Origin of the sequence: Dysgonomonas sp. PH5-45 (genome assembly GCF_029893235.1) — a bacterium.
In the GTDB taxonomy this organism is placed as follows: Bacteria; Bacteroidota; Bacteroidia; order Bacteroidales; family Dysgonomonadaceae; genus UBA1309.
Genome location: NZ_JARXWE010000009.1, coordinates 16,785 through 43,509, shown reverse-complemented (window position 1 = coordinate 43,509; position 26,725 = coordinate 16,785). Strand labels below are relative to the sequence as shown.

At 36.8% G+C, this 26,725-nt stretch carries 35 protein-coding genes; 8 read left to right on the top strand and 27 right to left on the bottom strand.

What is annotated here, in order from left to right; all coding sequences use genetic code 11:
- Positions 1-10: 10 nt before the first annotated feature.
- Both M2132_RS05055 and M2132_RS05050 read left to right on the top strand, forming a co-directional pair.
- Complete coding sequence (locus tag M2132_RS05055; RefSeq protein WP_280671976.1) at positions 11-1,105, top strand: hypothetical protein; 1,095 nt, start codon at positions 11-13, stop codon at positions 1,103-1,105.
- Positions 1,106-1,153: 48 nt separating this feature from the next.
- Positions 1,154-4,120: a hypothetical protein gene (locus M2132_RS05050; protein ID WP_280671974.1), complete on the top strand. Its 2,967-nt coding sequence runs from the start codon at positions 1,154-1,156 to the stop codon at positions 4,118-4,120.
- Positions 4,121-4,128: 8 nt separating this feature from the next.
- On the opposite strand, the gene M2132_RS05045 is transcribed toward M2132_RS05050, so the two are convergent.
- A complete protein-coding gene (locus M2132_RS05045; protein ID WP_280671972.1) occupies positions 4,129-4,578 on the bottom strand; it encodes a hypothetical protein in 450 nt (149 codons plus the stop codon).
- A 32-nt stretch (positions 4,579-4,610) separates the two neighbouring features.
- On the opposite strand from M2132_RS05045, the gene M2132_RS05040 reads away from it, so the two are divergent.
- From M2132_RS05040 to M2132_RS05030, 3 genes are all read left to right on the top strand, one after another.
- Positions 4,611-4,937 carry a hypothetical protein gene (locus tag M2132_RS05040; protein WP_280671970.1) on the top strand — a complete coding sequence of 109 codons (327 nt, stop codon included), beginning with the start codon at positions 4,611-4,613 and terminating at the stop codon, positions 4,935-4,937.
- A 233-nt stretch (positions 4,938-5,170) separates the two neighbouring features.
- Positions 5,171-5,527 (top strand): hypothetical protein, encoded by a 357-nt coding sequence (locus M2132_RS05035; protein ID WP_280671967.1) that lies wholly within the window; start codon positions 5,171-5,173, stop codon positions 5,525-5,527.
- Complete coding sequence (locus M2132_RS05030) at positions 5,502-6,122, top strand: hypothetical protein (protein ID WP_280671966.1); 621 nt, start codon at positions 5,502-5,504, stop codon at positions 6,120-6,122. The genes M2132_RS05035 and M2132_RS05030 overlap by 26 nt, the downstream gene beginning before the upstream one ends.
- On the opposite strand, the gene M2132_RS05025 is transcribed toward M2132_RS05030, so the two are convergent.
- From M2132_RS05025 to M2132_RS04980, 10 genes are all read right to left on the bottom strand, one after another.
- Positions 6,119-6,466: a hypothetical protein gene (locus M2132_RS05025; RefSeq protein WP_280671965.1), complete on the bottom strand. Its 348-nt coding sequence runs from the start codon at positions 6,464-6,466 to the stop codon at positions 6,119-6,121. The two genes, M2132_RS05030 and M2132_RS05025, sit on opposite strands and share 4 nt — an antisense overlap.
- 17 nt (positions 6,467-6,483) lie before the next feature.
- A complete protein-coding gene (locus M2132_RS05020; RefSeq protein ID WP_280671964.1) occupies positions 6,484-6,678 on the bottom strand; it encodes a hypothetical protein in 195 nt (64 codons plus the stop codon).
- A gap of 27 nt (positions 6,679-6,705) precedes the next feature.
- A complete protein-coding gene (locus tag M2132_RS05015; RefSeq protein ID WP_280671963.1) occupies positions 6,706-6,933 on the bottom strand; it encodes a hypothetical protein in 228 nt (75 codons plus the stop codon).
- Between the two features lie 53 nt (positions 6,934-6,986).
- Complete coding sequence (locus tag M2132_RS05010; RefSeq protein WP_280671962.1) at positions 6,987-7,583, bottom strand: recombinase family protein; 597 nt, start codon at positions 7,581-7,583, stop codon at positions 6,987-6,989.
- 2 nt (positions 7,584-7,585) lie between these two features.
- Positions 7,586-8,257, bottom strand: a complete 672-nt coding sequence (locus M2132_RS05005; protein WP_280671961.1) for a recombinase family protein — start codon at positions 8,255-8,257, stop codon at positions 7,586-7,588.
- A gap of 675 nt (positions 8,258-8,932) precedes the next feature.
- Positions 8,933-9,523: a hypothetical protein gene (locus M2132_RS05000; protein ID WP_280671960.1), complete on the bottom strand. Its 591-nt coding sequence runs from the start codon at positions 9,521-9,523 to the stop codon at positions 8,933-8,935.
- 203 nt (positions 9,524-9,726) lie between these two features.
- The gene (locus M2132_RS04995) at positions 9,727-10,125 is read right to left on the bottom strand and encodes a hypothetical protein (protein ID WP_280671958.1); all 399 of its coding nucleotides are present in this window, start codon (positions 10,123-10,125) and stop codon (positions 9,727-9,729) included.
- A gap of 22 nt (positions 10,126-10,147) precedes the next feature.
- Positions 10,148-10,405, bottom strand: coding sequence for a hypothetical protein (locus tag M2132_RS04990; protein WP_280671957.1), 258 nt, complete (start codon positions 10,403-10,405; stop codon positions 10,148-10,150).
- 6 nt (positions 10,406-10,411) lie between these two features.
- The gene (locus M2132_RS04985; RefSeq protein ID WP_280671955.1) at positions 10,412-10,699 is read right to left on the bottom strand and encodes a hypothetical protein; all 288 of its coding nucleotides are present in this window, start codon (positions 10,697-10,699) and stop codon (positions 10,412-10,414) included.
- Positions 10,700-10,703: 4 nt separating this feature from the next.
- A complete protein-coding gene (locus M2132_RS04980) occupies positions 10,704-11,261 on the bottom strand; it encodes a hypothetical protein (protein ID WP_280671954.1) in 558 nt (185 codons plus the stop codon).
- Positions 11,262-12,229: 968 nt separating this feature from the next.
- Here M2132_RS04980 and M2132_RS12105 point away from each other — a divergent pair.
- The 3 genes from M2132_RS12105 to M2132_RS04970 all read left to right on the top strand — a co-directional run bounded on the left by M2132_RS12105 (position 12,230) and on the right by M2132_RS04970 (position 14,063).
- Positions 12,230-12,493 (top strand): helix-turn-helix domain-containing protein, encoded by a 264-nt coding sequence (locus tag M2132_RS12105; RefSeq protein ID WP_280671953.1) that lies wholly within the window; start codon positions 12,230-12,232, stop codon positions 12,491-12,493.
- Between the two features lie 63 nt (positions 12,494-12,556).
- Positions 12,557-12,883 carry a hypothetical protein gene (locus M2132_RS04975; RefSeq protein ID WP_280671952.1) on the top strand — a complete coding sequence of 109 codons (327 nt, stop codon included), beginning with the start codon at positions 12,557-12,559 and terminating at the stop codon, positions 12,881-12,883.
- A gap of 706 nt (positions 12,884-13,589) precedes the next feature.
- On the top strand, positions 13,590-14,063 hold the full coding sequence (locus M2132_RS04970) for a hypothetical protein (protein ID WP_280671951.1): 474 nt from the start codon (positions 13,590-13,592) through the stop codon (positions 14,061-14,063).
- On the opposite strand, the gene M2132_RS04965 is transcribed toward M2132_RS04970, so the two are convergent.
- The 16 genes from M2132_RS04965 to M2132_RS04890 form a co-directional block, all read right to left on the bottom strand.
- Positions 14,060-14,686 (bottom strand): hypothetical protein, encoded by a 627-nt coding sequence (locus tag M2132_RS04965; RefSeq protein ID WP_280671949.1) that lies wholly within the window; start codon positions 14,684-14,686, stop codon positions 14,060-14,062. The genes M2132_RS04970 and M2132_RS04965 overlap by 4 nt on opposite strands.
- A 16-nt stretch (positions 14,687-14,702) precedes the next feature.
- Positions 14,703-14,846, bottom strand: a complete 144-nt coding sequence (locus M2132_RS04960) for a hypothetical protein (protein ID WP_280671947.1) — start codon at positions 14,844-14,846, stop codon at positions 14,703-14,705.
- A gap of 107 nt (positions 14,847-14,953) precedes the next feature.
- The gene (locus M2132_RS04955; RefSeq protein WP_280671945.1) at positions 14,954-15,262 is read right to left on the bottom strand and encodes a dATP/dGTP pyrophosphohydrolase domain-containing protein; all 309 of its coding nucleotides are present in this window, start codon (positions 15,260-15,262) and stop codon (positions 14,954-14,956) included.
- Positions 15,246-16,691, bottom strand: a complete 1,446-nt coding sequence (locus tag M2132_RS04950; protein WP_280671943.1) for a DEAD/DEAH box helicase — start codon at positions 16,689-16,691, stop codon at positions 15,246-15,248. Before M2132_RS04950 ends, M2132_RS04955 begins: the two co-directional genes overlap by 17 nt.
- Positions 16,675-16,986 carry a hypothetical protein gene (locus M2132_RS04945; protein ID WP_280671941.1) on the bottom strand — a complete coding sequence of 104 codons (312 nt, stop codon included), beginning with the start codon at positions 16,984-16,986 and terminating at the stop codon, positions 16,675-16,677. The genes M2132_RS04950 and M2132_RS04945 overlap by 17 nt, the downstream gene beginning before the upstream one ends.
- 344 nt (positions 16,987-17,330) lie before the next feature.
- On the bottom strand, positions 17,331-19,730 hold the full coding sequence (locus M2132_RS04940) for a virulence-associated E family protein (RefSeq protein WP_280671939.1): 2,400 nt from the start codon (positions 19,728-19,730) through the stop codon (positions 17,331-17,333).
- A gap of 184 nt (positions 19,731-19,914) precedes the next feature.
- Positions 19,915-21,021 (bottom strand): DNA cytosine methyltransferase, encoded by a 1,107-nt coding sequence (locus tag M2132_RS04935; protein WP_280671937.1) that lies wholly within the window; start codon positions 21,019-21,021, stop codon positions 19,915-19,917.
- Positions 21,018-21,758, bottom strand: coding sequence for a DNA methyltransferase (locus M2132_RS04930; RefSeq protein WP_280671935.1), 741 nt, complete (start codon positions 21,756-21,758; stop codon positions 21,018-21,020). Before M2132_RS04930 ends, M2132_RS04935 begins: the two co-directional genes overlap by 4 nt.
- Positions 21,755-22,039 (bottom strand): nucleotide modification associated domain-containing protein, encoded by a 285-nt coding sequence (locus tag M2132_RS04925; RefSeq protein ID WP_280671933.1) that lies wholly within the window; start codon positions 22,037-22,039, stop codon positions 21,755-21,757. Before M2132_RS04925 ends, M2132_RS04930 begins: the two co-directional genes overlap by 4 nt.
- Before the next feature lie 28 nt (positions 22,040-22,067).
- The gene (locus tag M2132_RS04920) at positions 22,068-22,565 is read right to left on the bottom strand and encodes a DNA N-6-adenine-methyltransferase (RefSeq protein ID WP_280671931.1); all 498 of its coding nucleotides are present in this window, start codon (positions 22,563-22,565) and stop codon (positions 22,068-22,070) included.
- Positions 22,549-23,418, bottom strand: coding sequence for a phosphoadenosine phosphosulfate reductase family protein (locus M2132_RS04915; protein WP_280671929.1), 870 nt, complete (start codon positions 23,416-23,418; stop codon positions 22,549-22,551). The genes M2132_RS04920 and M2132_RS04915 overlap by 17 nt, the downstream gene beginning before the upstream one ends.
- 2 nt (positions 23,419-23,420) lie before the next feature.
- Positions 23,421-25,364, bottom strand: coding sequence for a DNA polymerase (locus M2132_RS04910; RefSeq protein ID WP_280671928.1), 1,944 nt, complete (start codon positions 25,362-25,364; stop codon positions 23,421-23,423).
- Positions 25,361-25,543: a hypothetical protein gene (locus M2132_RS04905; protein WP_280698216.1), complete on the bottom strand. Its 183-nt coding sequence runs from the start codon at positions 25,541-25,543 to the stop codon at positions 25,361-25,363. Before M2132_RS04905 ends, M2132_RS04910 begins: the two co-directional genes overlap by 4 nt.
- A gap of 3 nt (positions 25,544-25,546) precedes the next feature.
- Complete coding sequence (locus M2132_RS04900) at positions 25,547-25,924, bottom strand: hypothetical protein (RefSeq protein WP_280671927.1); 378 nt, start codon at positions 25,922-25,924, stop codon at positions 25,547-25,549.
- Between the two features lies 1 nt (position 25,925).
- A complete protein-coding gene (locus tag M2132_RS04895) occupies positions 25,926-26,087 on the bottom strand; it encodes a hypothetical protein (RefSeq protein WP_280671926.1) in 162 nt (53 codons plus the stop codon).
- Positions 26,088-26,163: 76 nt separating this feature from the next.
- Positions 26,164-26,721: a DUF2815 family protein gene (locus M2132_RS04890; protein WP_280671924.1), complete on the bottom strand. Its 558-nt coding sequence runs from the start codon at positions 26,719-26,721 to the stop codon at positions 26,164-26,166.
- Positions 26,722-26,725: the final 4 nt, after the last annotated feature.

Sequence of the window (26,725 nt, the reverse complement as noted above, 5' to 3'; positions counted from 1 at the left end):
TCACACAATCATGGAAACTTTTTATATACAACGTGGGGATGATGAGTCCATAAACATATATGACAAATACAAAGTAGATGTCAAGGATATAATATCACTGAAAAATCAGGAGGAGGTAGAGCTAGGTAACAGTACAGCTTTGTTCAATACTATAGTGGAAGTAGCTGTACACCCCAATCAGATGAACTTATTGTCGAATCTTACTTCATACATAAGTAACCGCACCAAAGGGCAGTATGACAAATCGGCAAGAGGTGAATCAAAGGATGGAGTTTTTCAATTAATAGATGTAGATAAGGCTAAAGGATATCGTCTGAGCTACATATCCATTAGGGATACCGGTAAAAAAGACGGTAAATGGAAACTACTGGAATTATTATTCCTGAATGAATTACCACAGTCTACCTTAGATGTATCTGATGGGTTATTCATTGGTAACTCGGCCAGTGATATCTATTTCTCAGATGGTACATTTCTAAAAGATATCCAAAATAGATATATCCCTAATACGAATGAATGGGCTTTGGTTGTTCAATCTGATGGAAGACCTTACGAAACCGGAACTCCTGTATTCGGAGGTAACAATTATGTCGAAAACTCACAAACAGTAGAAGTTCAGGAAGGGTTATACATATTACGATGTGAGATTTCCCATAACGGTCAAACATATCCTATCTCTAGCTATGATATGGGAAAAAGTTGGATTATGCTTAAGCCTTTACTTCAGGAGTTTATCAACCGCAAAGAAGCTATACTTAGATTTCCGGCGGATGTACCTGTTATGTACTATGCCAAAGAACTATTGCCTGAAATAGAACTTCCTGCGGGGTTCGGGATGTTGGAGTCAAAAGACCTTTTAGCTCTACAAGATATTTTAGAACAGGCAGATATGTGGAATGAGTTTTATAACAAAAATACTTTGTATGGTTTTGTAGAATACTTGGCTCTAAACACAAAAACTCCCCGATCTGCATTCTGGTGTAAAAACAAAAAGGGTGAAGTTACAGGATTCCAATTTATCCAAAAAGGATTCAGAATTATCGTAGAGCATATCCATGTAGAGGATTATACTTATTTACCGATAATCGGTATCTACAGAAACTAAGGTCAAAGACCTTTTTATTAGTCGTTTGAGAATTAAAAACAAACCATCATGTTGCTTAAAATATATAATCCATCAGGGAAACTCGTTACCGCAACTCAGGACTTCTCTTATTCAGGAGCTGCAATGGGCGAGAAGACCATATCTTCGACTTTACTTTCGGCACAGAAATTAAATCTTCCGCCGAATAGTTATGCAGAGTTCAGAGGAGAGAAGTATCTAGTTCGGAACGAACCGTCCATAAAACGAACATCGGCAACGGGTATAAGAGGTGATGCGTTTCAGACATCTATCGTTTTCACGTCCAAGCAATATGAACTTGTCGACTGCGACTTCATGGACTATGTGTTGAATGATGATATGTATTACACAGGTATGGATTCGTTTTCATTCTATGGAGATGTGTATGATTTGTGCCGACGTATACAGGCAAATCTGGATGGTCAGTATTCCGGAGCCGAAAGATGGGTAATACTTATGCCATGTAAAGGATATGACGACCCTCAACCTGTGACTAATATAGGCTGGGGCGACAGAATATTGGAAAGTGAGACTTTACAGATATCACCATCCAATGAGAATTGCTGGAATGCTTTGACTAGATCCAACAGCGACTTCGGTTTCTTTTTTTATTTGGATACTGCTAAGAAACTTATCTATGTAGGCGTAGAATACCCCGAATTCAGAGTAGAGAACGAGCTGATCACATTCGAATACGGAAAAGGTAATGGGTTATACGAAATACAAAGAGATGTAGAGGCAAATACCGTTATTACGAAATTACGCGTAAAAGGTAGTGACCGAAATATCGACCGGAATTATCTGAGAAACGAGTCATTTCCTCGATTCACGCAAAATTTGCAGCTACCTGTATTTAGAGACACCCGACATCAAGCCAGACCAACAGACTACTTGTTAGCTAATCAAAATCTGATAGACTATTTCGGTGTACGTCCGGGCAGTAAAACATTTGATGACATTTACCCATCTATCGAAGGTATGGTAGACGCTAATAACAATCCGATCGATACTATCGGGGGTGTAGAAGATATAGACGATACGATTAAGGAGAATGGGGATTTGGTACAATCCTACTTCTATGTGTACTTGTATGATCTGGGATTTGACATAAACGAATATCTCACATCAGAGGATGCGACCCTATCAATGAAAACCGGATATTGTGTTACCAATTTTAAGATAGTAGAAGCTTCTCCTTTGAGTTCTGCGGATCCGCATTATGCTGATGGTTGCCGATGGAAATTCAGATTAGAAAAAGATGTCACTTCATCCGCTAATTATATACTGCCTTCAGGCAATGTGAAACCCAAGAAAGGAGATAAGTTTGTTTTACTCTACATTCTTATGCCTGAGAGCTATGTAACTGGGGCCGAAGAAAGACTGGAAGAAGCGGCTCAGAAATATCTGGACGAGAACTCCCGCAGTAAAATATCCTATACAGTTAATCTGGATGAAATATATTTAGCAAATCGTCCGATTGTTGCCCGAGCCTTGAAAGAGGCTATAAGTATGCGAATCGTAGATAATGAGTTAGGTGATATGGAAGCGGACGATGGTAGTTTTTATACAGTCAAATCTGTTCAGAACCTTGTAATTACCTACAAAGCGGAACAACAGATCCCATCCTATCAGATAACGCTGGCGGAAAAAATAATATCGAATCCGATAAACCGTATTGAAAATGAAATAGGAAATATAGCCGAGAATGTTCAGAATAATGGTTCGCAGAATACAGTTAATCGCCGGAATGGTATTCGCAATAGTCGTAATCTCCGTGCTCTTCGGGATAAGATATTCGACACGGACGGCTACTTCGATCCGGAGAATATTCGTCCGAATAGTATTGAAACCGGGTACTTGGCAGTCGGAGCCAAAAGTCGGGATTTTACGACCAACAAAATAAGCATGAAGGCTTATAAAGAAGATGATGTATTTAAGGTGTCACTTTCTACAGGTTATATCAATCATCGTGCCCTTTGGTGGGGAGGTGGTGACGAAGCTCCCGCAGATGTCGATAAATTTACTTGGGGTATAAATGATGCTGCCAGTCAGGAATTATCTGAAAACGATAAAGATTATTATATCTATGTAAAAGCAGAACGGAGTACGGGGCTCGCTGAATGGTTCGTCTCAACCGACAAACTGCAATATGATTTTGACAAGGATTATTATTACTTGCTGTTAGGTGTTATCTATCCTGTTCAGGAAGACCGGAGAGATATATCTCTTGTAAATGGCATGGCTTATATATCAGGTGGAGCTATTTATGGAGATGTCATCAAATCGATCAACTATGTGGATGATGATTCTAATGAAGGTAGTATGTACGACTTGAACAATGGTAAAGTTCGGTTGGGAAATAAATTCAAAGGATTACTTATTGATATCGTAAATAAGGTATTTTTATTATTCGGAGTAACGTTAGAGTTTAAAAACGCTAATGATGAACTTGTCTCAAAAATTGATGGTGACACAGGAGCTGCCATGTTTGGGAAAGGGGCTAATACCTTTAGCGAGAACGGAGATGTATCGTTAAGCGGCGGTGTACATAAATTTAATGCTGATAAGTCTATGGATCTTGCAGGGGGTAATATCCTGTACGATTTATTAAATGGGTTGCGGCTAATGGGTAAATTTGAGAGTAATAAGGATGGTAACTGTATAGTTATTGATCCTGTTACTAGGTCTTTACGAATGTTGCATGGAGATTTAGTTATTTTTGAACTTGATTTCTTTGTTAATGACAGTTTTGCAGGACCACGTATGAAATTCTATTTGTACAATATGCAAACAGGAAAAATTCACACATCTGTATATATTGATGGGGGAGCAATAAAAATACAAAAATCTGATAATAAAGTATTTTTTATCGCAGATGCTTACCAATCTAAAATATGGATAGATGCGGAATCTCTTCCACAAGGCAGGGATAATGCTTATCCTAGAGAAGTATACATGGATGGTGAAACACTAAAAGTATTCCGATATACGGATTAAACTATCTATTATTTAGGCATATAAATCCACGATGTTTTGTCAACTGAAGCTACTGGGTATATATAATAGGAATCAGCATAGAACATATCTTTATTTTTATCTTTTGTGTATTTTTTAGATAAAGATGTAACAGTTTCACTATACCTATCTGTAGGTTGGTTTTCTATAACAACAGTAATTTCGGTTAGTTTATCGTTTGTAAACATATAATTTATGACATATTGCAAATTACCTTTTACTTCTTTGAAAGATGCTTCTGCTCCTTCGACAAGATCTCTTGTTTCGCTGGCTTTTACTTCTTGTTTACTTTTACCAAAAAGTAATAATGGTTCATTAAAAATAAGTTCTGCGTTTGGATTTATAGTTCCATTGTTCCCTCCATCATCAGTAATAGGGTCGTCACTAGAACAAGCTGTTAGTAGACAAATCGAAAACAGTATGTAAAATATCTTTCTCATCAGTATATAATTTTTTAGAACATTACAAATATATGAAAATAATCTATAACAAATTATTACCAACCAAAGGCTTTGTCGCCTTAAATTTATTCGGCGTAATATTTGCCCGAAAAGAGTATAAACCGATATCGGATAGAACAATCAACCATGAGTCCATTCATACAGCGCAGATGAGGGAAATGCTTTACTTGTTTTTCTATATCTGGTATGGCATTGAATGGGTTGTTCGGCTGCTACAATACAAAAATAAAAGGGATGCTTATCGTAATATTTCCTTCGAAAAGGAAGCCTATTTACATGATATGGATCCTGTATATTTAAAACACAGAAAACTTTATAATTGGTTCAGATTGGTTTAAGCAAAAACCGCTCCTATCTATCACAAATAAAGAAGCGGTCGATCGTGTTCTAAAAAAAATACTATGAAAACAAAATTTTCAAACTCATGGAATTACAAAAATAGTGGCAGCCTAACGATATCAAGCTTGCTTGAAATATCTGAGGCGCATCCTATTTTATACAAATATACAAATTAATTTGGTTTTAGTGTATAAAGCAACTAAATTTGTCTTTAACAATCAATCCTTTAAGTATGGGAAAAAATAATAACAAATCACTGAAAACCGGTAACTACGAATTCAGAGCCTATAATGAAAAAGTCGTAGTAGATGTAAAACGACCCAAGTATATCAAAAAAGGGGATGAGACCGTTCAGGATGGATTCTTACCTGTGCCTGTTTTTACGCTTGGGTACAGTTCGGAACAATTCGGGTATGGGCTTCTTCGTCATCTCATGGACCAGAAGGACGGGACTGCGTTGGAAAACTTCGGAGCAATATCGTTCGCCATGAATAGCTTGTTCGCTTCCAATGCCGAATTTCGTAACGAAGTGCAAAACCTGATAAATAAACACCTAAATCCTGATGGGCAAGAAGCAAACAACGGCTAAAAACCTAAAAGCAAATGCCGCTCGAACCAAAGACGATCTTATCTATGGTGCGTGTATGCTATTTCTGTTATATGGAAATAAACAAAGGGCTTGGCGCGAAACTGCCGGGTATATATCCGAAGCAGAAAACTCCAGTGCGGCACAACCTTTCTTTGCTTCCGAAAATGCCCAACGTAAACTGGCTCAGGCTCAAATAGAATTTGAGGAGTTGTTGGATAAACACCTGGCAGAATATGCCAAAAAGAAAGGATTGTTCTTCCCCTCCGAAGAAGCTGTCGGTGACGCTAATGCCCGAATGGAAGCAATACGTAAAAATCTGGAGGATGGTGTACGTACAAAAGAAGATGTACTCCTCGAACTAAACGACCTGATAACGACTACAAGTGACCCCTTTCTTAAGCGCGACTATTACAAAATGTATATTGATGCCACCAATATGAAAAAATCCGATGAGTCAAATGGCGCACAATCTTGCGTAGTCGTTCTCCCTGAAAAAAATAATATCAATCTATTGGGCTATGAGCTACACATATCTCCTGATAAAAAACAACGGTTTATGGAAGAAGTGAGGAAAGCCGGAATTGTGTTGGGTTAAAAATCTGTAGTAATTTCTTCGTCTTCACTTATAGCTGTCCCATCGGGACGAACAAATACCATCATCACTTCGACTCCATTTTCGAAATATAATCTTTTAAAATCGTCAATCGTTCGTGCGATACCTATCAAACAACTAAGATGTGGATTGTAGAAATTCACACTTCCGCCAGCATTGATAGACTTACTAAGCCTGTCTACAATTAGCTTTTGATATTCTTCTATATGCTTGTTAGGTATATCTAAAAAGGTCTTGTGGAGTCGTTGAACATCTTGAAGTTGCTGGGTCTTGTCCTCAGATTCTTCTATTATTTTACTGTTAGTTAGCCAATCGTTTATCTTCATGGTACTGCCTCCAATTTTCATCTGAAAGATATAAGTCCCTCTGAGATTGAACACCCTTTCTGTTGTAAAAACTCTATTTCTTCGCTGGATAGTTGGGTCGTATCCAAATCGGCAGATGCATAACCATCCTCAAATTCCAAAGGTTCGTTTGTATATTTACTAATAATTTCTAATACTTCAATCGTATCTCTTAACGTTTCTGGGTAATTCATAATACAACCTCCAATTCTTGTGATTAACTATTCAGGCTTAAATATATTCATTAATTCTGAAAGTACATATAAATCTTGTTTCTTACCAATGGATATAGCCTCATCAGAAGCGTTCATATCTGATAGAGTTACATACATTCTGGCATACGCCATACTTATCTCTGATAAACTTTGATAGAATTTATCTAAGCCGTCATATTGGTTTGATATCCAATTATTCAATTCTGCTATTTGAGCTTGACTTAAAGTTTTCATATATCGTAAATTTTAAATATTTCTTTCTTATAGATAATTTTGTAGAAAAATCATTACTGATTTCGCTCTACTAATCGCAATACACTACTGGCTATCCAAAGTTTACCTGTTGGCGTTCGCAATCCCTGATCGTTCAAACTATCGGCGATTTCTTGTCCTGTCATACCTAATTTTCGTAATCTGATTATTTCCGGAATAGCTTTTTTATTTGCCGGATCCTTCTGCGATTTTTGTTTGTTAGCCTCAGCTCCTTTTTTACGTCCTGCAAGCGTGAAATTACTGGACGTACCTTTACCTTTCTTGCCTATGGAACTACATATTGAGGAATATATTTTGTGCTGCTGTCTGTAATAACATAGATCCACTATAACTCTCTCGCTTAGAAGAGATACATCACAACAAACAATATTTTCAAAACCGATCTCTCTGCACACTCCTATTATTCCTTTGGGTGTGTCGCCCAAATGCTGCAATAGAGCTACCACTAATATTATTTTATTTTCGAGAGCATATTCCGCAGCTTGTTTTAGATTGGTTTTGCCGATATACTTTTCAATTATTTTTCCTTGGATACATTTTGAAACAAAACAGAAATCATATTCTACTTTTTTCTTTTGCTTATTAGGCGAGTAAAAAACATATTTTTTCATATCTATGCTCTATTTAATAGTCTGCCGACAGAACTGGGAATCCAAGGGCAACCTTTGGGTGTTCTGAATTCATTTTTATTTAGTTCGTCTGCAATTTCTTGTAGTGTGAGTCCATTTTTTCGTAATACTAACGCAAATGCAGCAGCTTTTTTATTTGCGGGGTGATTAATAGATTTTAAGCGGTTAGCCATAGCTCCTTTCTTTTGAACGTCATGGGTTAAAGCCTCCTCCCATCTAGGATTCCCTAATTTTACTCCATTCGATTTTTTTATATCTAACGCAGATCTGGTGCGTTGACTGGTGCGTTTCCTTTCATCTTGTGCGAGAATAGCCATTATTCCAATAGTCATAGAATTGGCGTCAGGCATATCACAGCAAACAAAATTTACTTTTGAATCTTGTAGTGTGAGAATGAAAGGAGCATTACGACTTAGTCGGTCTAATTTAGCAATCAAAAGTATTGCATTTTGTTTTTCACAGTCATCAATAGCCCGGATGAGGTTTGGACGGTCATTCTTTTTCCCGCTTTCAATATCTTGGTACTCAGTGACTAATTCCCCTCCGTGTATGGACAAGAATGTACCGACATCTTTTCGTTGTGCATTAAGACCAAGCCCCGATATACCTTGTCTTTGTGTTGATACACGATAATATGCTACATACTTCTTTTCCATATTGATTTATTTAAAAATTGGGTGATATTTTAAAAAAGTTCACGTTTCTTTTTGTTCAGTAAGTATATTATATTCTTAGGGTAGATAAATATTCAATTATATTTTGTCCACTATATTCAAACGCCATGAAGTCTTTTAACATATACGTGTTGTTTTTAAAAATCTCTTTACTTATAATATTTCCGTTATCGTCAAAAAAATGTGGTTGCCTTGCCCGTACATCCACCCATTGCCACATATATAGTCGAAAAACATATCCCATTGTATAATTACAGCATGACAATATACGCCGTTTGGGTAACTTCTTATTTTCTCATCAAAAGAAATACTGAATTTTTCAGAGGCATTATTCCTTTTAAAAATTAGAATAGCTTCATTTACTATTTTTGAAATTGTTATTGTCATAGCTTATTTAGGATTGAAAGGTTTGAAAATCTCTTTAAAGAATGAAAGGATCATTCCAATGACTATAATTATTAGTATAAACATGATTATTTTATTTTACAAGTTGATAACTGTATCTGTGAAGATTACGTTTGCTTAATAGCAAATACGCATTGCGAGTGTCTTTTTCTGTATCAAAATTAAGTACATCACAAAAATCCGTTTCATAGTTATTCAAAATTTATAGATTAGGCAGTAAACAAAATAGCATACTGCCTAATTCTGTGGTTATTAGAAAAGCAATACATCGTTATGTAAGTCAATAAACATCTCCGCAAATTGTTTTGCCCGTTCGGGGGTTTTAAAGCAAAGGTGGGAGCCGCCACCAGTGCAGGCATTCGAGTAATAGTACGTCGAATCGTTGAAACGGAAACCTTCTTTGTATTTCCAAAACCATGCATAATATTTTCTTTGGCTGTCGTTATCGTAGTCTGGGATAAAATTATCTTCTTTGTTCCATGCTTCGGCGATAACCCATAATCTATAGTTGCTTACTAATGCTTTTGCGTGTGTAGCCGGCAACATTGATACATCTGGTAAATTCGGCGCAATTTCTAAGTATTTACAGCAATTTTCGAATGTGCTTAAATCAATCTTTTTCATATTTTCTTTAGTTATTTGGTTTATATATTTTTCGGGGATTATGCTCATATCAGAACCGAACAGGTTGTTCCACTCAGTATAGGAGCTATTCAGATCGGAAGCAATACTTTGCATATCACTATCACTTAGTTGCATGACTATATCTTCGTCATACCCATAGTCAATAAGAGTTTGACGTGATATAGTGTGTATCTCAAATTGTTTGTTTAATCTGTCCATATTATTAATCTTTTAAACGTTGTTTATAAGTCTCTTAAATACTGCGTATTCTGTTTTATCCAGCGACATAAGGAAGCGCGCGCCATCAGCATATTCCTGTAGATCATCATCCCAACTCATGCACTCTTCAACTTTGTTCAAGATGGTAGTTAGTATAGAGTATTGAGCAGGAGTTAATTCCAATTTTATCTTTTCATAACTATTCAATTTTTAGATGTGTACAGAGAATAAATATAACCTTTGCCGCCTCTGTAGGCTATTCCGTTTTTAAGGTTTTTCATATTTTCGTTAGTGGATTCGGTTTTGTTATAATACAGGTCGAAAGAGTCGGATCCATTTTCATCTACAGAATAAAATTCTGTAAGGCGTTTAATTATTTCGGTTTCATCAACTTGATAACTACCATCTAAATAAATAACAGTTTGGCGGGTGTGTTCTGGATTTTGTATATCTATAAACAAAACCGTTTCGCTGTTGATCCTTAATTCATCCGGATCCCCTTCAAACCATGCTAACACGTCATCGATTTCGCATATCTCCATTGTTTCACGAACTAAATCGTTTTCGTATGCATTTTCCCAATTTATAATAGCTGTTTTCATTGTTCTAATCTTTGATAGGTTATTAACTAGCAAACTTTAATTTGCTTGATTCGATAAAGAAGTCTTCACCTTCGGTATATGATTTTATAAGCTTTTCGGCTTCGTCTTGTTTTTCTGTGGGTACTGGCTTTGTGCTGTTTTTATAATATCCGTAATCGGCTACACTATGCCCTTCAGACTGACAAAAACAAACTAACTGCTTTCTGTCATCGTAATAAAACAGAAGTACCTCGTTATATTTAGGACAATAACGAGGTACAATATATAATTTTGTTGTCATGGTATTTTAATTAAAATAGTAGTGATTTTTTAAATATAAGTGCGCTTCTGTATCCATCTCAGACCATTTCAATAGCTGTGCTTTTGCAATTCGTTTGAAGGTAAGTTTTTGAGGGTCGAATTCTTTTATAAATTCTATTCCCTTTTCGTTACTATGCTTTTTCAATACAGTCGCAAGCTGGTCAACTGTGCAAATGAATAGAGATTCATTATAACTAGCCCACATAAATTTAACAGCTATTATTATGCGACATCCATTAATAATGCCACTCATATAATCATTATTTGCTTTCATAATGTTAAAGGCTGGAACGTCTTGAATCATTAATAAATTTAGTTTCTGTCAATAATTCTAGTTGACTAATAGCTTCCTTCGCTTCCTTTCTCCATCTGTCAACAATACCAAAATGTTGTAAAGCTTCACCAAAATATACCTTGTTGAATTGGGTTTCTATCAATCCATTGTTTTTTTGTGCAATATAGCCTTGTATATTATCATATTCCTCGTCTGTTATTCTAAGATATTCAAGTGCAGTTTTTCTGTCTTGCGTAAACCAATAATACCCATTTTCTGTTGCATACATTGGTGCACCCGAATAATCTGAAAGATGCAAGTCAACAAATATTTTAAATTTAGGGAAATACTTCAATATCTCATCATGGCAGCAACCCCCGCAGCTATGATAATATTGTCCGTTTCCTTTTTTCTCATAAATATCAGCGGTTATTGCAAAATCTTGGTGTCCGTTTTTACATTCATCATTAAGTCTTATTTTTACAACTATCTTTTTACTTCCTACTATTTTAACAGTTGAGAATCTGAGATCATTAGATTGTTTCTTTGTATTTGTTGTCATATCTTTACACCTGTATAGGGCAGGATTTAATTTCCCCTATATGAATTGATTTAATTTTTAAATTGATTCGGTTTTTAACCGGTGTGCGTCTTTGGTCGGATTACACACCGGTTTATTTTTAGGTCCTTAAGGTTAACCAAATAACCAGAAGGAAAACACAGCCTTTTTAAGTCTTAGCTTCGCTTCTTTCTATTGTTCGCATCGTTCATTCGTCAACACCTAACTAAAGAAGACTTACAAACCAGAGTTAAAAGGCTGGGAGATTATTATAATCTATCTATAATGGTTATAATTAGAATTACACCAAAATAGACGAGAGCAGAAAAAGCAATATAAAATGTTGCTTTATCCAAAAACTTGACTATTTTTGCTTTCATACTTTTTAAGAGTATTAATAAAGCGGGGTTGTTAAGTTGTTCAGGCTCAAACCTCGCTTTGTTGTTAATAATTCAAGTTGATTATTACGTGTGTTTATTTCTATTCGGATAAGGATTGCGACCCTTGCAACACGTGTGCGTTATGCTATAACTCCGAAGTTGTTTAATATTATGGTTACTCTTTCCTGTCGTCCAGTTTCACCCGATCCCGTTAAACTCGGTTATCCATTTTTCAATACGTCAAAGGTCGCTAACCTGCATTAGGGTAAACGGTTCGATCCGTTTTCTCGGTTCTTATTTTAGGGAGACCGCTAAACCTTGTAACATCCAATAGTTAAGAGTTGATATATTAATTTTAACGTGTTTGGCAGGTAACACAGCCTGGCAGATTTTTAAACGTTATATGTATCTGCAAAACGGTTTTGGGTTTTATCATAACACCGTTGTGTTTCCCTTAACTTTCTAATACAAATATAGAACTTTAGTTTCGTTTATGCAAATAATAATAGAACTTTCTTTCTTGTTTAACTTTTATTAATAGAACTTTAGTTGTGTTTTCAGATATAAAGGTTTTCTTTTGTACAAAAAAGTATGGAAAGGAATATAAAAGATATAATCAAAGATATTTGTAAGCGAAAAGGAACTACTTTAAGGGCTTTAGCTGAGAGTATCGGGACTTCTGGCGATAGTTTAGGGACTACGCTCGCAAAGAATAATCCTACATTAGACACGCTTCGGAAAATATCTAAGGCTCTGGGTGTACCTATATCTGAAATAGTAGACGAGTCACAAAGGCCCCATGTTAATAACCTTTGCCCACATTGCGGAAAAGAAATACATATATCAGTATCATAGTTGTGGGACTTATGATAGTAGGTATTGTTGTGTTTTGGGATTCCTTAAAAAGATATTTAGATAATGAAAGAAACTAAAGTAAGTAATAGAAACATTATTATCCCTGGTATATTGTTACTAATAATTATAATTTTAGCAATTATACTAGGAATAATATCTAATCGCACGGAAGTAAGTACAGAAAATAACACTCCTATTGGAGTGGATTCTACCTATCAAAATAATAACGTTGAAACATCGCGCGGATATTCTACAGATCCTAACTACAAACCAACTGTCACGCCGGACGGTAAATACCACACAATAGACGGCAAAGCCAGACAAAGACAATACCAAGGAAGCAAAGAACAAAAAGAACATTTAGACGAGATGGATCGCAGAGGCTGGTAACTGTATCAGCGTGTTAACGCCTATAAAAGCTAACTACAATATAACAGAGAAAGATAATCACATTAAAACGCATCCGATTTCAAGATGTAATACACTGATAATAAACAGATTAAACCGAATGGTTAAAATCAACTCTTAAACGACCGTTTAAGAGTTGAAATATTAATAATGTTAACCTTGTAAAATATTGACTATCAGAATTTTATATTCATTGGTGGCTATTGCATACCCCGCCCCCGCTTTGTAGATTCGGAATACGCCCAACCCGATATCGCTTTTATTTTTTTTATTTTTTTCTGGATTTCTGATATTTATATTTAATATATTGAGTACCAGTTGTATATGTGTATTTTTAGCTTTTTATTCTTCTTATCCTATAATCTTATAAATGTAGAAACGCATTTTAAAGCCGAATAAGCCATTATTTTTATATCAGATGAAGTGATGGTCATCTAATGGTGTAAAGTTTAAAACTCAGTTGATATAATCACTAAATTGACTATGTTTTGACTATTAGTTATCCTGCTTTTATCTTAAAAGGATAAAATGCCTCCTGCTTTTTACCTTTCTATTATAAGAAGAATAGATATTCTTGTATATTTTTGATTATCAAGAGTAATTAAAATAAAAAGAGGTACGATTTGAACACTAAAAGATGTGCATTTCGTACCTCTTTTGTTGTTTTATTTATATCTTTGCTCACAATATGTCTAAATCCACTGAAATAGAGTCGAGAAATCCTTTTTTAGAAGGATTGTATTCCGTTAAGACTAAAAACAGGCAATCTGTTATAGCTAATGGCGGAGTCGTAGATGTTGTGGATACTAAGACAGGTGAAGTTCAAACAGGGTTCAATACGGTTAGCCGTATGAAATTGTTTGATGCAGAAGGTTTCATTAAACTGTATCCTGCCGGACTGATCGTGTTCGGTGATTTGTCTTCCCGAGCTCAGAAAGTATTGCTTTATTTTCTCTCTGAGCTGAAATATGAGGATACGGTTTATTTTGTACTGAACAAGTGCAAATCATACACCGGTTATACGGATAAAAGCCATATCTATAAAGCTATATCTGAACTTAAGGATAGAAAAGTTATAGCCTCGTCAGATAAACCCAAGTATTTCTTCATTAATCCTCTGATGTTTTATCGTGGGGATCGACTGAAGTTGATTCGGAATTAAACGTATTTGATATTTTTATTCTGCTTTTGCAGAATTAAATAATAAGAGTGGAATTTTCTAAAATGTTTCTGATTCTTCTGCCATTGTGCCATTATTCTGCTTTTCGCCAATAAAATTCCAATGTCTTTGGTGTAAAACCCTAATCTTTCAGCCTCATTGATTATAAAAACATGGCTTAAATATTGTTTCCCGCTACTTACTTTATCTTGACATTTGAATATCACAATACCTTTATTTCTGAGTATCCTGTAAAATTCTTTTAGGCTATCTATATAAAACTGATGTAACTCTTGTTCATTAGGAAATACCGAGAATCGTTTAGCTATTATGTTGGATGCATCATCTTTTTGTAAGGATTTACCCATAGTAGCCAAAAATGGAGGATCAAAAACAATAGTATCTACGCATTCATTATCTAAAGGTAAGTTTCGTGCATCTGATTGTATAACTCCTTCTACCTGAGGTGCAATGTCGAATTTCAACTTGGGCTCTTCTATTCCGGTTTTTCTATAAAAATTTCCAATACTGTAGGTAGGATCAACATCTACAAATCCTTTAGTAGAATGTATATCCAAAGCTGCTTTTATAGCCTCTCCGTCTGAGTTGAATATAGATTTAATCATTTTTTTTCTTGAATTATTAATAGCCAAATACTTTCTTGTGAACTGTGTGTACATTCCCTTGAACAGATTCTGTTCCTTTTTCAGCTCTTATGTTTTTACCAAGGTGGGTAATTATATAACCATTACGCACCAGATGATCGATCTTCCATTCGTTGTTCATCTTATCGTATGTTTTTGAAGTTTTTTTTGGGGGGGGGGGCACAGACCCTTTTATTTGAGTTTTATATTAAGTAATGTTGATCGTGAGAAGACCGAGTCTAAATGAAATCATTTGCTTTTTATATGTAAGTAGGAACCATCACTCTCTGGAGTCTTTGGCCAATCCCGATTTTTATTTATGATAAGTTTGTCCTCAATAGCTTTTTTAAGACTTAAGTAGTCTATTTTTTCTATGTCACATATACTGAACAGTAGTCCGAAACAATCGGCTATTTCGACTATATCTATCTTCCCTTTTTCTATGGATTCCTTCAATTCAGCAACCTCTTTACTTAAGTGGTTTACTTTTCCTACTGTAGTTTGATTAGGGAATTGCGTGGATGCCCATGATCCCCAAGTTTTAAATAATTTTTCCATTTTTAAATTCTGTTTTATTTTGTTCTGTTATATATTTTTTTGCTCTAGCATTGAGAGCTACCATTAAGTAATCCTGTGTTTGATCTTTGGATTGTAAGGATTTTAGAACATCTTCATCATAAGTTCCGGGTACTATCAAGTGATGGATTATCACTGTATTATTTTGCCCTTGACGATGAAGCCTCTTATTGGCTTGTTGGTACTCTTCGAGTGACCAAGGGATGCCGAACCATGCTACTATGCTTCCGCCATCCTGAAGGTTCAACCCATGCCCTGCGCTTTTGGAATGCGTCAGAAGAACAGGTATTTTACCATCGTTCCAGTCGTCTTCATCCTTGGCTGTTTTGAGTATTACAGGTTTATATGGTTTGAGCCGTTTCATAATCCGGTCTAAGTCACTCTGGAATTGGTAAAAGATAAGAACCGATTGGCCATTGGCTGTATCTATGATTTCTTCTAACCTATCCAATTTGGCTTCATGGACCACATGGTAATTCTTATTACTATATTTATTACAACCTTCGGGTCCGTTTTCTGAATAAAGAGCCCCATTAGCGTATTGCAAAAGTTTATTGGATAGAGCTGCCTTATTATCGGCGGTTATAACATCTCCATCGACAAAAGATAACACCTGTTCTTTTTCGAATTCCAAATAGGATTCCATTGTCTTGTCGTCAAGTGCTATTTCCTCCATACGTGAGAGAACCGGAGGTAATTCCAAGTAATCCTCCGTTTTCATAGAGATACAGATGTCACTTATTTTCTCATGTATAATTTCCTCGCTTCCTTTATTGAGCTTGTAGTTGAATACTACATGGCCATTAGATCTTCCGGGAGTAAAATATTTTGTCCTATATTGAGTAACATTCTTCTCCAATCTCTCTCCTTGGTCCAATAAATATACCTGACTCCATAAATCGATAAGTCCATTAGGGGCTGGTGTTCCTGTCAAGCCTACTACTCTGTCAATCTTGGGTCTAACCATTCGCAAAGCCTTAAAGCGTTGAGATTTTGGACTTTTGAAACTTGATAATTCATCGATAACCAACATCTCGAAAGGAAAATAGGATCCTCCGTAATAATTGACTAACCAGACAACATTTTCCCGATTTATGATGTATATGTCGGCATCTTGCTTTAAAGCTTCTTTTCGTTTTTTCTCGGGACCTAATACTTTGGATATAGTCAAATGCCTCAAATGTTCCCATTTGGTTATTTCTTTAGACCAGGTATTCTGCGCTACTTTAAGCGGAGCTATTATCAACACTTTCTTTACAGACAATAGTTCAAATATCAGTTCGTCAATGGCAGTAAGGGTAGATACTGTCTTACCAAGACCCATTTCGAGAAAGAGCCCTGATGCTGGATTGTCTATTATGTGTTGACGAGAATGATCCTGATATCCATGCATATCACTCTTTCTTAACATACCCAATCTGTTTTAAAAAGGTTTCAAGATCTCTTATAGTTTGGTCTAACGATTCCTGACTGTCGATAACACCAACGTTGAATCCCATGTCTTGTAGCAATTTGATTTTAACTTTCTGCATAAGTGAGGGTTCTTCTCCTGTCGTTTTAATCTCACGCCACCAAGTGAATCCTCCGGGTATTAGAATCTCCCTGTCCGGATAACCTGTGTCATAAAAAGAAGAAAACTTGATTGCTTTACAACCAAGTTTCTTACAGGCGGCAACGAGTTTTCGTTCTAGTAATTTTTCGTTCATAAAAGTTGATTAAGGTCGCAGACCTATTTATTATTTCAGCATGATATAACAGCAACCAAAAGCTACCTTTCGACAGCCGGACGATGCGCATTCACTTCTGTTATTTTGAGGGTTACTCGCGCGTACGCGCGTAGGGTGTATGCAATTAGGCAGCGATATACCAATATATAATACCTAATAAATATTACTATTAATATAAATATGTAACTTTGTAACTTTTATACTCCAAATTGTTTGTAATAAACACTTTGGAGAGTTACAAAACAGGTTACATTTATATAATTTATAGTAACTCTGTAATTAAAAAGGTTACAATTTCTTTAAAAATGTAGCTGATGTGTACCTTATTTTATTCGGTAAAAGCCCCTGACAGATTTGCCTTCGACCTTAATTACTTTTTCCTCCCAACCTTCAATTTTACGCATCGCATTTCGTATACGTTTTGCATCAGACGAAGCTATTTTTATGTCGCCATTGAAACGCTCACACCAAATATCAAGAACGGAGAACTTGTCTCTTTTTACTTCCCCTTTCGGTGCAAGTTCATCTCCGTTCAGGAATAGCTTACGAGAGCCGAGATCCATCTCCTTCCAGTTTTCGGGCCACTCTATGTCGAGGTATTCTCTTATAAGTTCTTCCCATTCATCAATACTTCGGTAATCGTCCTGCATTCTACGAGCCATAGCTTCCGTATTTTTGTCGAGGAATAAGGATTCTCCATTTTTATAGATTTGTACGGCTTCTGCCCAAATCTGGTCTACTTCGTCTTCCAATCGTCTAAAATCTTTTGTTGGCTCCTGAACATACGTCCTTATAGGCCAGAAACGTCTGTTGCCACTCGGATCATTCAGGAAGTTATAATCATTAGATGTTCCGAAGAATACACACTGACGAGGGAAATAGCCCTTTTCTTCTTTAAAGGCTAACCGACATTCGTCCTGTCGGGAGCTGATGAAGGATTTTACCTTTTCCGCATCTTTACCTCTGAATCCGGCAAGCTCCTGAATCTCTTTGATCCATACACCGAGAACCTGTTCAACATCTTGGTTTGTTCCTTTCAGGTCAAAGTTGTCGGAGAACCACCCTTTGTCGGATTTACCTAGTTTCTGAAGTGTGACGCTTTTCCCGACACCCTGCTCTCCGACAAGGACTGACACATAATCGAATTTTACACCCGGTTCGAAAATTCTAGCTACCGCAGCAACCAGACTTTTAAGCGTGACCGCTCTGGTATATGGTGTATCTGCCGCACCCAGATTATCAATAAATACGGTTTCTACTCTTTTGACTCCATCCCATTTCAGACTATTCAGATAATCACGTACCGGATGGTATCTGTGCATATCGAATGTGTTGAGTTTAGCTATTTTGAGCTTTGATTCGTGGGAGATATCGAAATTACGTTCGAACCATTCGCTTAAGTGCCCATTATCGAAGTTGTTCCAGATATTCATACTCTTATCGACTCTACGCCAAGGAAGATTGCCCATAACATCATTGGTATTCCTAAATTCGTTATATGCAAATTTTCCTTTAAATGCTTTGTGGTTTTCGAATATCAACCGGCAGTTGGTTATTGATGCTTTAGTAACACCTTTGGAGTCCACATCCAGTTTTTCTAGCCAAGTATCGTCTTCTACTTCAACAACATCTTCTTCCGTAAAATCTTCAAAATCTTCTTTTGCGGATTCCAGTCTTTCTTCGGCAATGGTTTTCCGAACTTCTCCATCTTTTGTTGCAAATTCCTGCATAGCGATATAAGATGGAAGTTTATTAGCCGGAGTATTTTCTTTACTATCAGTGTCTTTTATTCCAAATTTATGTACACGAACCAAATCGAAGGCATTACACAGCTTACCACTCGCAGGATCGGTCCCATGATGGGAAAAGGCAAAGAGATCATCGTAAACCACTAACCCCGCAGCCGTACTTCCATGCTTATAGGTAAATCTGTTCTCTACATCGCAAGCTTCGTATTCTTCAGCTAAGAATTTATCAATGGCTTCACTAATAGAGTAAGTGCGACAGAAAGCTCCCACGATCCCTTTTTTCTCGGTTGGTATTTCCTGTTTTTTGATTTCGGAATGCACGGCTTTATCTACTCTTTCGCTGATAGGCCAGCTACTAGCATCCGTCCAATCGGTATATGAATTTAGAATATCGTCTGCCGACATCCATTCTCCATCCGAATATTCGAAGATGTAATCTCCATCTTTTGGCGAACTCGGCCAATACATTAACCGGCAAACATCGAAGGTTGTATCATCGAAAGCGTTGATATCGTACTCATTAGCAATATAACGAGCGATTGGTTCGTATTCTTCACGCGAAACCTCTCTATCTAAAGGTACAATCAGACGCAGACGCGGTTTATCCGGAGAATGTTTATGAGTTGAATAGATAGCTCCGGCGAATCCCATTAATTTGAAATCAGCCCAAATATCCATTGTTCCGAAATCAATATCCAACGTAACGAGTTGTCGGTGAGAGACGTTTTCTATCTTACGTCTACCTCCGGCAATGAATCCGCCAACAAAACCTCCAATATCTTTTATATCGGATTGCATGGTTTTATTCATCCCCAGATATTGAGAAAACGTTTCATGTGTTCGATGGGTATCTTTAATCCGGTTCAAGAAAGCAGACCAATCAACTGTCTTATTTTTCCAATTGACTTCTTTACGGCTTCTTCCTATGGCGATATCTAATTCACCATCATATTTTATTTGTAGTTTATCACTCATATTTATTAATCTATAAATCCTTTTACGGTGAGAGATTCAGGGTCACAGAGTAATTTCAGATCTTTATTATTCTCATACTTTACGTAAATAGGTTGTTTACCGTTGATCAATTCGTCTTTATGGTAGGTTCGTCCCGATAAACCAGATTTGGTTAATACCAGATATCCCGAATTTTGATGTTTCATTATTCAAACAATTTTAAAGTTCTTTCAAAATCAGCTATGGTCTTAAAAATCATATAGGGTATTTGAGGAACAACGGCATTACCAAACGACTTTACAGATTCTTGCCTCCATTTATTCCACGGTTGCCAAGGGTTTCGGGGTTTTCGTCCATCAAGAAGGGCGTTAGTGTCCATCCTACCGGAAAGCCCATCATCTCTGCTACAAACAGGGGGTTGAGTTGGAAAGTTTTTCCAATTATTTTTCCATATTCCGGGCGTTTGGAACTGTGATACTTCGCTTGGATGAAATCTGGATATGTTGCCATTGAGTTGGTCGGGGTCGGAAGTAGGCTCAACGTTGCAAGATCGTGAAGCTCTACAGTCCAACCTTGGTTCAACTTTTGTAGTATACTCGGGGTAATCGATGTTCTCCCGTTTCGATGATTGTTCGCAAGCGGTGTTGGGAGTAATTTCATATTGTATAATATCTCCGGGAGTCCTTGTTGCTTGCTGTTCGGCCCTCTGCGTTTGAAATCCTGCGCTGTAGGTGTTGGAAGCAATACCTTGCTCAAAGCGGTTTCTGAATTGTTGTTTTTGTCTTTTAGCCTGTTCGGATGTATTCCCCCAGTCATCGTTGTTCGAACAGTAGGCAATAATCCAGATACGGTATCTTTGGTGCGGAGCGTTGACACCGCAAGCTGGCAGTAAGAACGGCCAGACTTCGTAATCCTCATTTTCCAAATCAGTGCACACCGTGTCGAGAACCAACCCTCCATTCCAACTAAGTAATCCACGAACATTTTCCGCAATGACCCATCGGGGGCGAATTTCTCTAATTGCTCTGAACATTTCAGGCCAAAGGTATCGGGAATCGTCTGTTCCATTGCGTAATCCTGCTGATGAGAATGGTTGACAGGGGAATCCACCGGTAAGTATGTCCACCCCCCCCTTGTGTGGGGTGAAGTCTGTTTCTTTAATGTTACCATAAGATATAGAGTTTGGAAAATGATATTTTAATATTTTATTGCAGAAAGGATCTACTTCGGAGTGGAACACATTATGCCATCCCATCCATTCAGCTGCAAGATCAAAACCACCTATACCGCTAAAAAGAGATGCATGATTCATATTTTCTTATCCGTTATATGTTTTATTAATCTATCCCGACCATCGGTAAAATAATCGGAGTCTTTTTCTATAATTACGACCTCATATCCTAAGTCGAAACAGGCAATTGCCAGACTCATGCTTCCTCCGTGAGTGTCTAATATTTTCCATCCGGGTTTGGCGTAGTCTAGCAATAAGCGTTTATATAGAAGCACTGGTTTTTGTGTAGGGTGAATCCGTTTTTCATTCAACTTCTTATTCCCTTGTTGTATTGTTGGTTCTTCTAAGCTTTTTGCTTGCCTGAATCCGCTCCATAGTAGTTTTATATCAATCTCAGAATCCAGTAAGCTACAATAGGCTCTTTCAAAACCTTTAAAACTTAATTTCTCGGGAACGCATTTATCCCATTTAATTCTTCCATTTCCAATGTTGGGAATATTCAGATAATCAATGCCCCATATAATCTGATGTACTGACACATCGAATAGTTTCTCAAAATAAGAAAGACCAGGAGTTTTTAGGTCCCAGTCTTTCTGCTTGTATTCTGATTTTCTTACATTGAGTGATTTGCCATTTTTCTGCTTTACAGGCATCACCGTTCTCTTTGTAAACGGCATTTTGGTAACATCCAACCCATAATCTACATCCGGTATTGCCAGATCAAATTGAAAAGGATAAAAAGTATCCATAATTTCATAACAATCGCCTTCTATAAGTGTTACGCATCCGAATGTCTCAGCTTTGAAATTAGATATCATCGGTTTCGTAACTCGATGATAGACATTACAGCATAATTGGCGATATCCATAAGAGTATCTTCAACACTTTCGGTATTTACCTGTGCCGATTGTTTTCGGATAGTTAGGGATTTCAGACGATTTAACTTGTCTTCTAAGCGAATACAAGGCATCGCTTCACCATACTCTTTGAAAGATTTTCCAAAGCTGTCTCCATAATCGGCATTCTTGCGTTCGTACAAATCCGACATTTCAGATGTTATGCCTTTAAATTGATCTATTTTAGGTGATTGATTTTTCATAATTCTTTTAATGTTGCTTGATTAATGTTTAGTTTTTAGGGTATAAAATACAGCCTTCAAGCCCACAATTCTCTAAGTATTTTACGTTTTCTTGACCATACGCTATTAAAATAGATCCAGCACCAGGGCTGTTTCCCATAGAACCGTCCGGTTTTATGAATTTTATTCGTTTACTCAGAAATAATATTGCATCAGCTCTTTTTAAGACATACTCTTGGCACCATTTGGAATCTGTACGATTATATACTAAAGCAATTCCATTCCCATGCTCAGATAATTTTTGCATAAATTGCCCAATCAAAGGATTCTCGTAAGGAGGATTAAGGAATATACGACCATGCCATGATTGGGTAAGACCATTGTCTCTTTTAGTATAGTATTTACAAGCTGTTTCTGTGATTATATTCTCTGGGGATGCAGGATCAAGATCAAAGGACCACCACCCACCTAAAGCTTCTATTATGTAGGGAGGAGTGTACCATTCGACAGTGCTTTTCTCTCCGTTTCTTTCAAAAGTTGAATTCATTATTATTGTTTAATCTCTTTTTTTTCTCTAAATACACATCCATGTCGTCAAGTCCACAAAACCCATTGCATTCTACTAATGGTTCAGGCTCTCGACCTTTGAACATTGATATATCTTTTACTTCCGGATAGTCCGGGTGTGGTAATAAGAACACAGGAACATATCCACCTTTCTTCTTAGCTTCATTGCTCTGGTCTTTACAAATGGTAACCGGTTCGCCTTTGAGATTCGTAAGTTCATGTTCTCTCATTGCCATCTTATAGAACTTATTGTATTCTTCTCTTTTTCTTTTTTGCCAATAACCAATTCCACCACGAGTACAACCTGTTTTATCACAGTTATTATTTTCATAGCCTTTTATATAGGGCTCCGGTACTTTAATTCCAGCGTTATCTAATATTTTAATACAATCTTTTTTGAAGTATCCATACAACAACAATGGATAAATAGCGTTAAGTTTAGGATTATTTAAAGTCATGGGAACGGCTCTTTTTATTGCTTCTTTCATATCGTACCCGAACACTTGATGTGCCCAAGTATTTTCTTTTTCCCATTGTTCTCTAACTTCCCTCTTTAACTTGGTTGAGCAAATTGCGCCTCCAGCAACACTGAGTGAAAGATATTTATACCAGACTTCCTCAATTGAGTTAAATTCTTTGCTCGATATAATTTCGATTTTAATGCCATACCATTTTTCACAATCTTTCAAAAAGCGGTATGTATCGTCATCCTCGTTCCTTGTATCTTGAAAGATTACTCTGACTCTATTAGCTCCGAAAAGATCAATCGCTAGTTTACAAGCGACAGCAGAGCTAGCACCACCAGACCACCATGCAATAATATCTTTATCCATTATTAATCTTTTTTGTAGAAGTCGGTAACGTAGCCTTCTGCGTTTAGGGGCAGATCTGGAGCCCACGGCATTGGACGACTCATTATTTCACACATTTCTCCTATGCTTCCAAAGCCTTCAATTATGTCTCCGATACCTTCGTCATGTACATGAAAAACAAGCGGATAGTTGGCTTCTTCCAGCCTGAGCATAGATTCGCATAAGCAGTCTCTCGCAATAGCCTGAGTAATGTTTTCGACAAATTTTCCTCCGTAAGAATCAATATCACCCCACTTGTTTTTATCATCGAGACCTTTGTACTGTATTGATTCTTTTGTTCCGAAAGCTGTCTGTTTTTGAATAACTCTGGGTTGTGGATATGCTAGAGAACGGCCTGATGGTAGTTTAGCGAATAGTATCCCTTTGCGCATATAAAAGGTTACTCCGTTAACTGTGTTAGGTTTACCTTCTTTTATTGTTAATATTACGGCCTTTTCTACGGTATACCAAAGTTGAACTATATTCTTATTGGATTTTCGCCAAGCTTTTACTATTCCCGGCATCTCTTCTTCTATCAGTTCCTTTTTGATATCCATAGCTTTTAAGGCTCCCACAGCACCTTGATAGCCAAGTGCTAGTTCTGCAACCTTTCCTCTACCCCTGAGATCTTTTGTTACTTTTTCCAGTGGTACACCAAACATAGCAGATGCAGATGCTTCGTATATCATTCCATGAGTTTTGAATACGTCCAATCTCCATCTTTCTTTCGCCCACCAAGCTAACACACGTGCTTCGATGGCACTAAAGTCAGCTACATATAGTCTATGACCATTAGAAGCTATGAAAGCAGTACGTATTAGCTGAGATAGCACATCGGAAATATTACCAAACGTTAGTTTAAGTATATCATATTCTTTATTATACACCAATTCACGGGCTAACTCTAAATCCTTTAGTAGATTTCGAACTAGATTCTGGAGCTGTACTATACGCCCTGCAAACCGTCCAGTTCTATTGGCTCCATAGAATTGCGTAAGACCTCTTATCCTGCCGTCTTTGCACACTGAATTTAGCATGGCTATGTATTTCTTGATAGAGGTTTTGGATAGTTGTTGCCGAAGTTCTAACAAGCGTTTGACTTTTTTATCATCAGCTCGATCAATCATATCAGGTATATCATTTTTCTTCAAAGATGTTATCTCCTCTGACATCTCTTCTGATAACCATGATTTAAGTTGGGCAGCACTATTGGGGTTATCCAGACCCGTTATATCTTTTGCTTCAGCTAATAATTCATCGGTACAAATATCATTGATGTATAGAGCTGATTCGACAAATGATAGGTCTAATGCGACTCCTCTTTTATTGATTTTCTGGTCTAAATACCATAATTGTCTTTCTTTTTCCGGTATGTCGAAAAATGCTATTTTCCGTCTTATGGCACGTTCTACCTCTACGTCCATACCATTGTACTCCTTATATAGATTCCATTTGTCTACGTCATGGTGGGGTAGATTACGAGTTCTTCCCTGATTTACTTTTGTAGGCTTACAGGGAACTGAAAAATAACGGATCAAAGCTTTACCAGCTTTCATTTTCTCTTCGGGCAACTGTAATACTTTGGATGCCATATCTAAGGAAAGAGGTAAACCGAGCATAGCCGATTTGACCATAGAGCATTCCCACTGAGTAACATCAAGATCCAAGTTGAAGTAAGAGGATATACAAGTTATTTCGAATGCTGCATTCCATGCTGTCTTGAGAATAGTTGAGTCCATTAAGGCTTCTAATATTCCATCCGGCAACTCTTCTTCTTGTGCAAGGTCAATAACTGCTACAGGGTCATCATCATAAGCAAATCCGAATAAGAGAATAGCAAAATCGGGAGCTTCAGCATATCTGTAAACTCCCGATTTCGTTAAATCCTCCGAACTATATGTCTCTATATCTATTGATAATGTTCTCATGGTAGTATAATGGGATTTAGTACAATAAGATGTGTAGGAGGAACAACAGCCGATATTTTGTCAGTGCCCTCCATGTATATTATTGAGTTTCCATTGTCTTGGATAACAACTCTACCATAAGGAACTTCTATTCTAAAATCGTTGGGGGCTATTATTAGCCAAAATTGTTTTATTTCCATAGATCATTTGTTTAGAGGTTGTACTTTCCACCAATTAAATTGAGAAGGATCCGCATTTGATTCTCGAACAAAATCTCCATGATCAACATATACGAATTTGTCTTCTTCCATTATTTTACAATAGCAATTTAGGTCATCAATTTGAGGAAGTTCAGATATAGTACAAAACGCTGTATCGTTTAATTTCAGGTCTTCTCTTTTACATGGGATTAACTCACAGGTAATTCTAAGCATTGATGAATGAAATGGGTAAACAGCATAATCGCCAGCTCCCATTACAATAAAATGACGACCATCGTTAAATCCGATTGCAATACCGTCTCCGAAATCGCAAGAATACAGGAGTATATTGCTTCCTGAGAGTATTTTGAAATCATTCATATCAGTAGGATATTTTTAATTTACTTGCCGTAATTCCTTGTGCTATTTTCTGCTTTTTTAAAGATTGTAAAAGGGCAAAAGGTTTATCAGCAGCTAATATTTCACGATGATTACCATTTATATATGTGAGTTTTCCGGTTTTTGGTTTATCACTATTTGGCATTTTGAGAAATATGAAAAAGGTGCAAAGCTTTATACTTCACACCTTTCTGGTTATTTAACTTATTGATTGGCGACAATTATCCCAATAGAGGATCAGCATCGTCATCGAAATAGTCGGCGAAATCAGAAGTTGCATTCGATCTTCCTGCTAATTTTTCACCATCTTCTACTTTTAGAAGGTTATTGAGTCCACATCCAACTCCTTTGCTAACATTTTCAAAATTGTATGGATAAAAATTAACACTGGCAAGACAATAGCAGCCACTATAAAACTCATCTTCATCAGTTATATTTCTTTTCTTTTTATCTACAATTCCGGGTTTAGTGTCGCTGGAAGCACCAATAAAATAAGAATTTGCGTATGCCGCATCATCAGGATAATAGGCATCTCCGTCTTTTAGTACCTCTTTCATATTGTTCGGTACTTTACCTCCCCATAAGTTAACTTTTCCACTTTCGGTAGCTTTTGCAATAGCTTCTTTTATTGCTTTGACAGTAGCTACATCATCTTTTGAGATGATCAGTGAAATTGAATACTTAGGTTTGTCTCCCGCTTTAATAGCTTTCGGTTCAAACACGTTAGCGTAACTGGCTCTTACTTTACCAGTAATTACATTAAATGATTCTGTTGCCATAAAA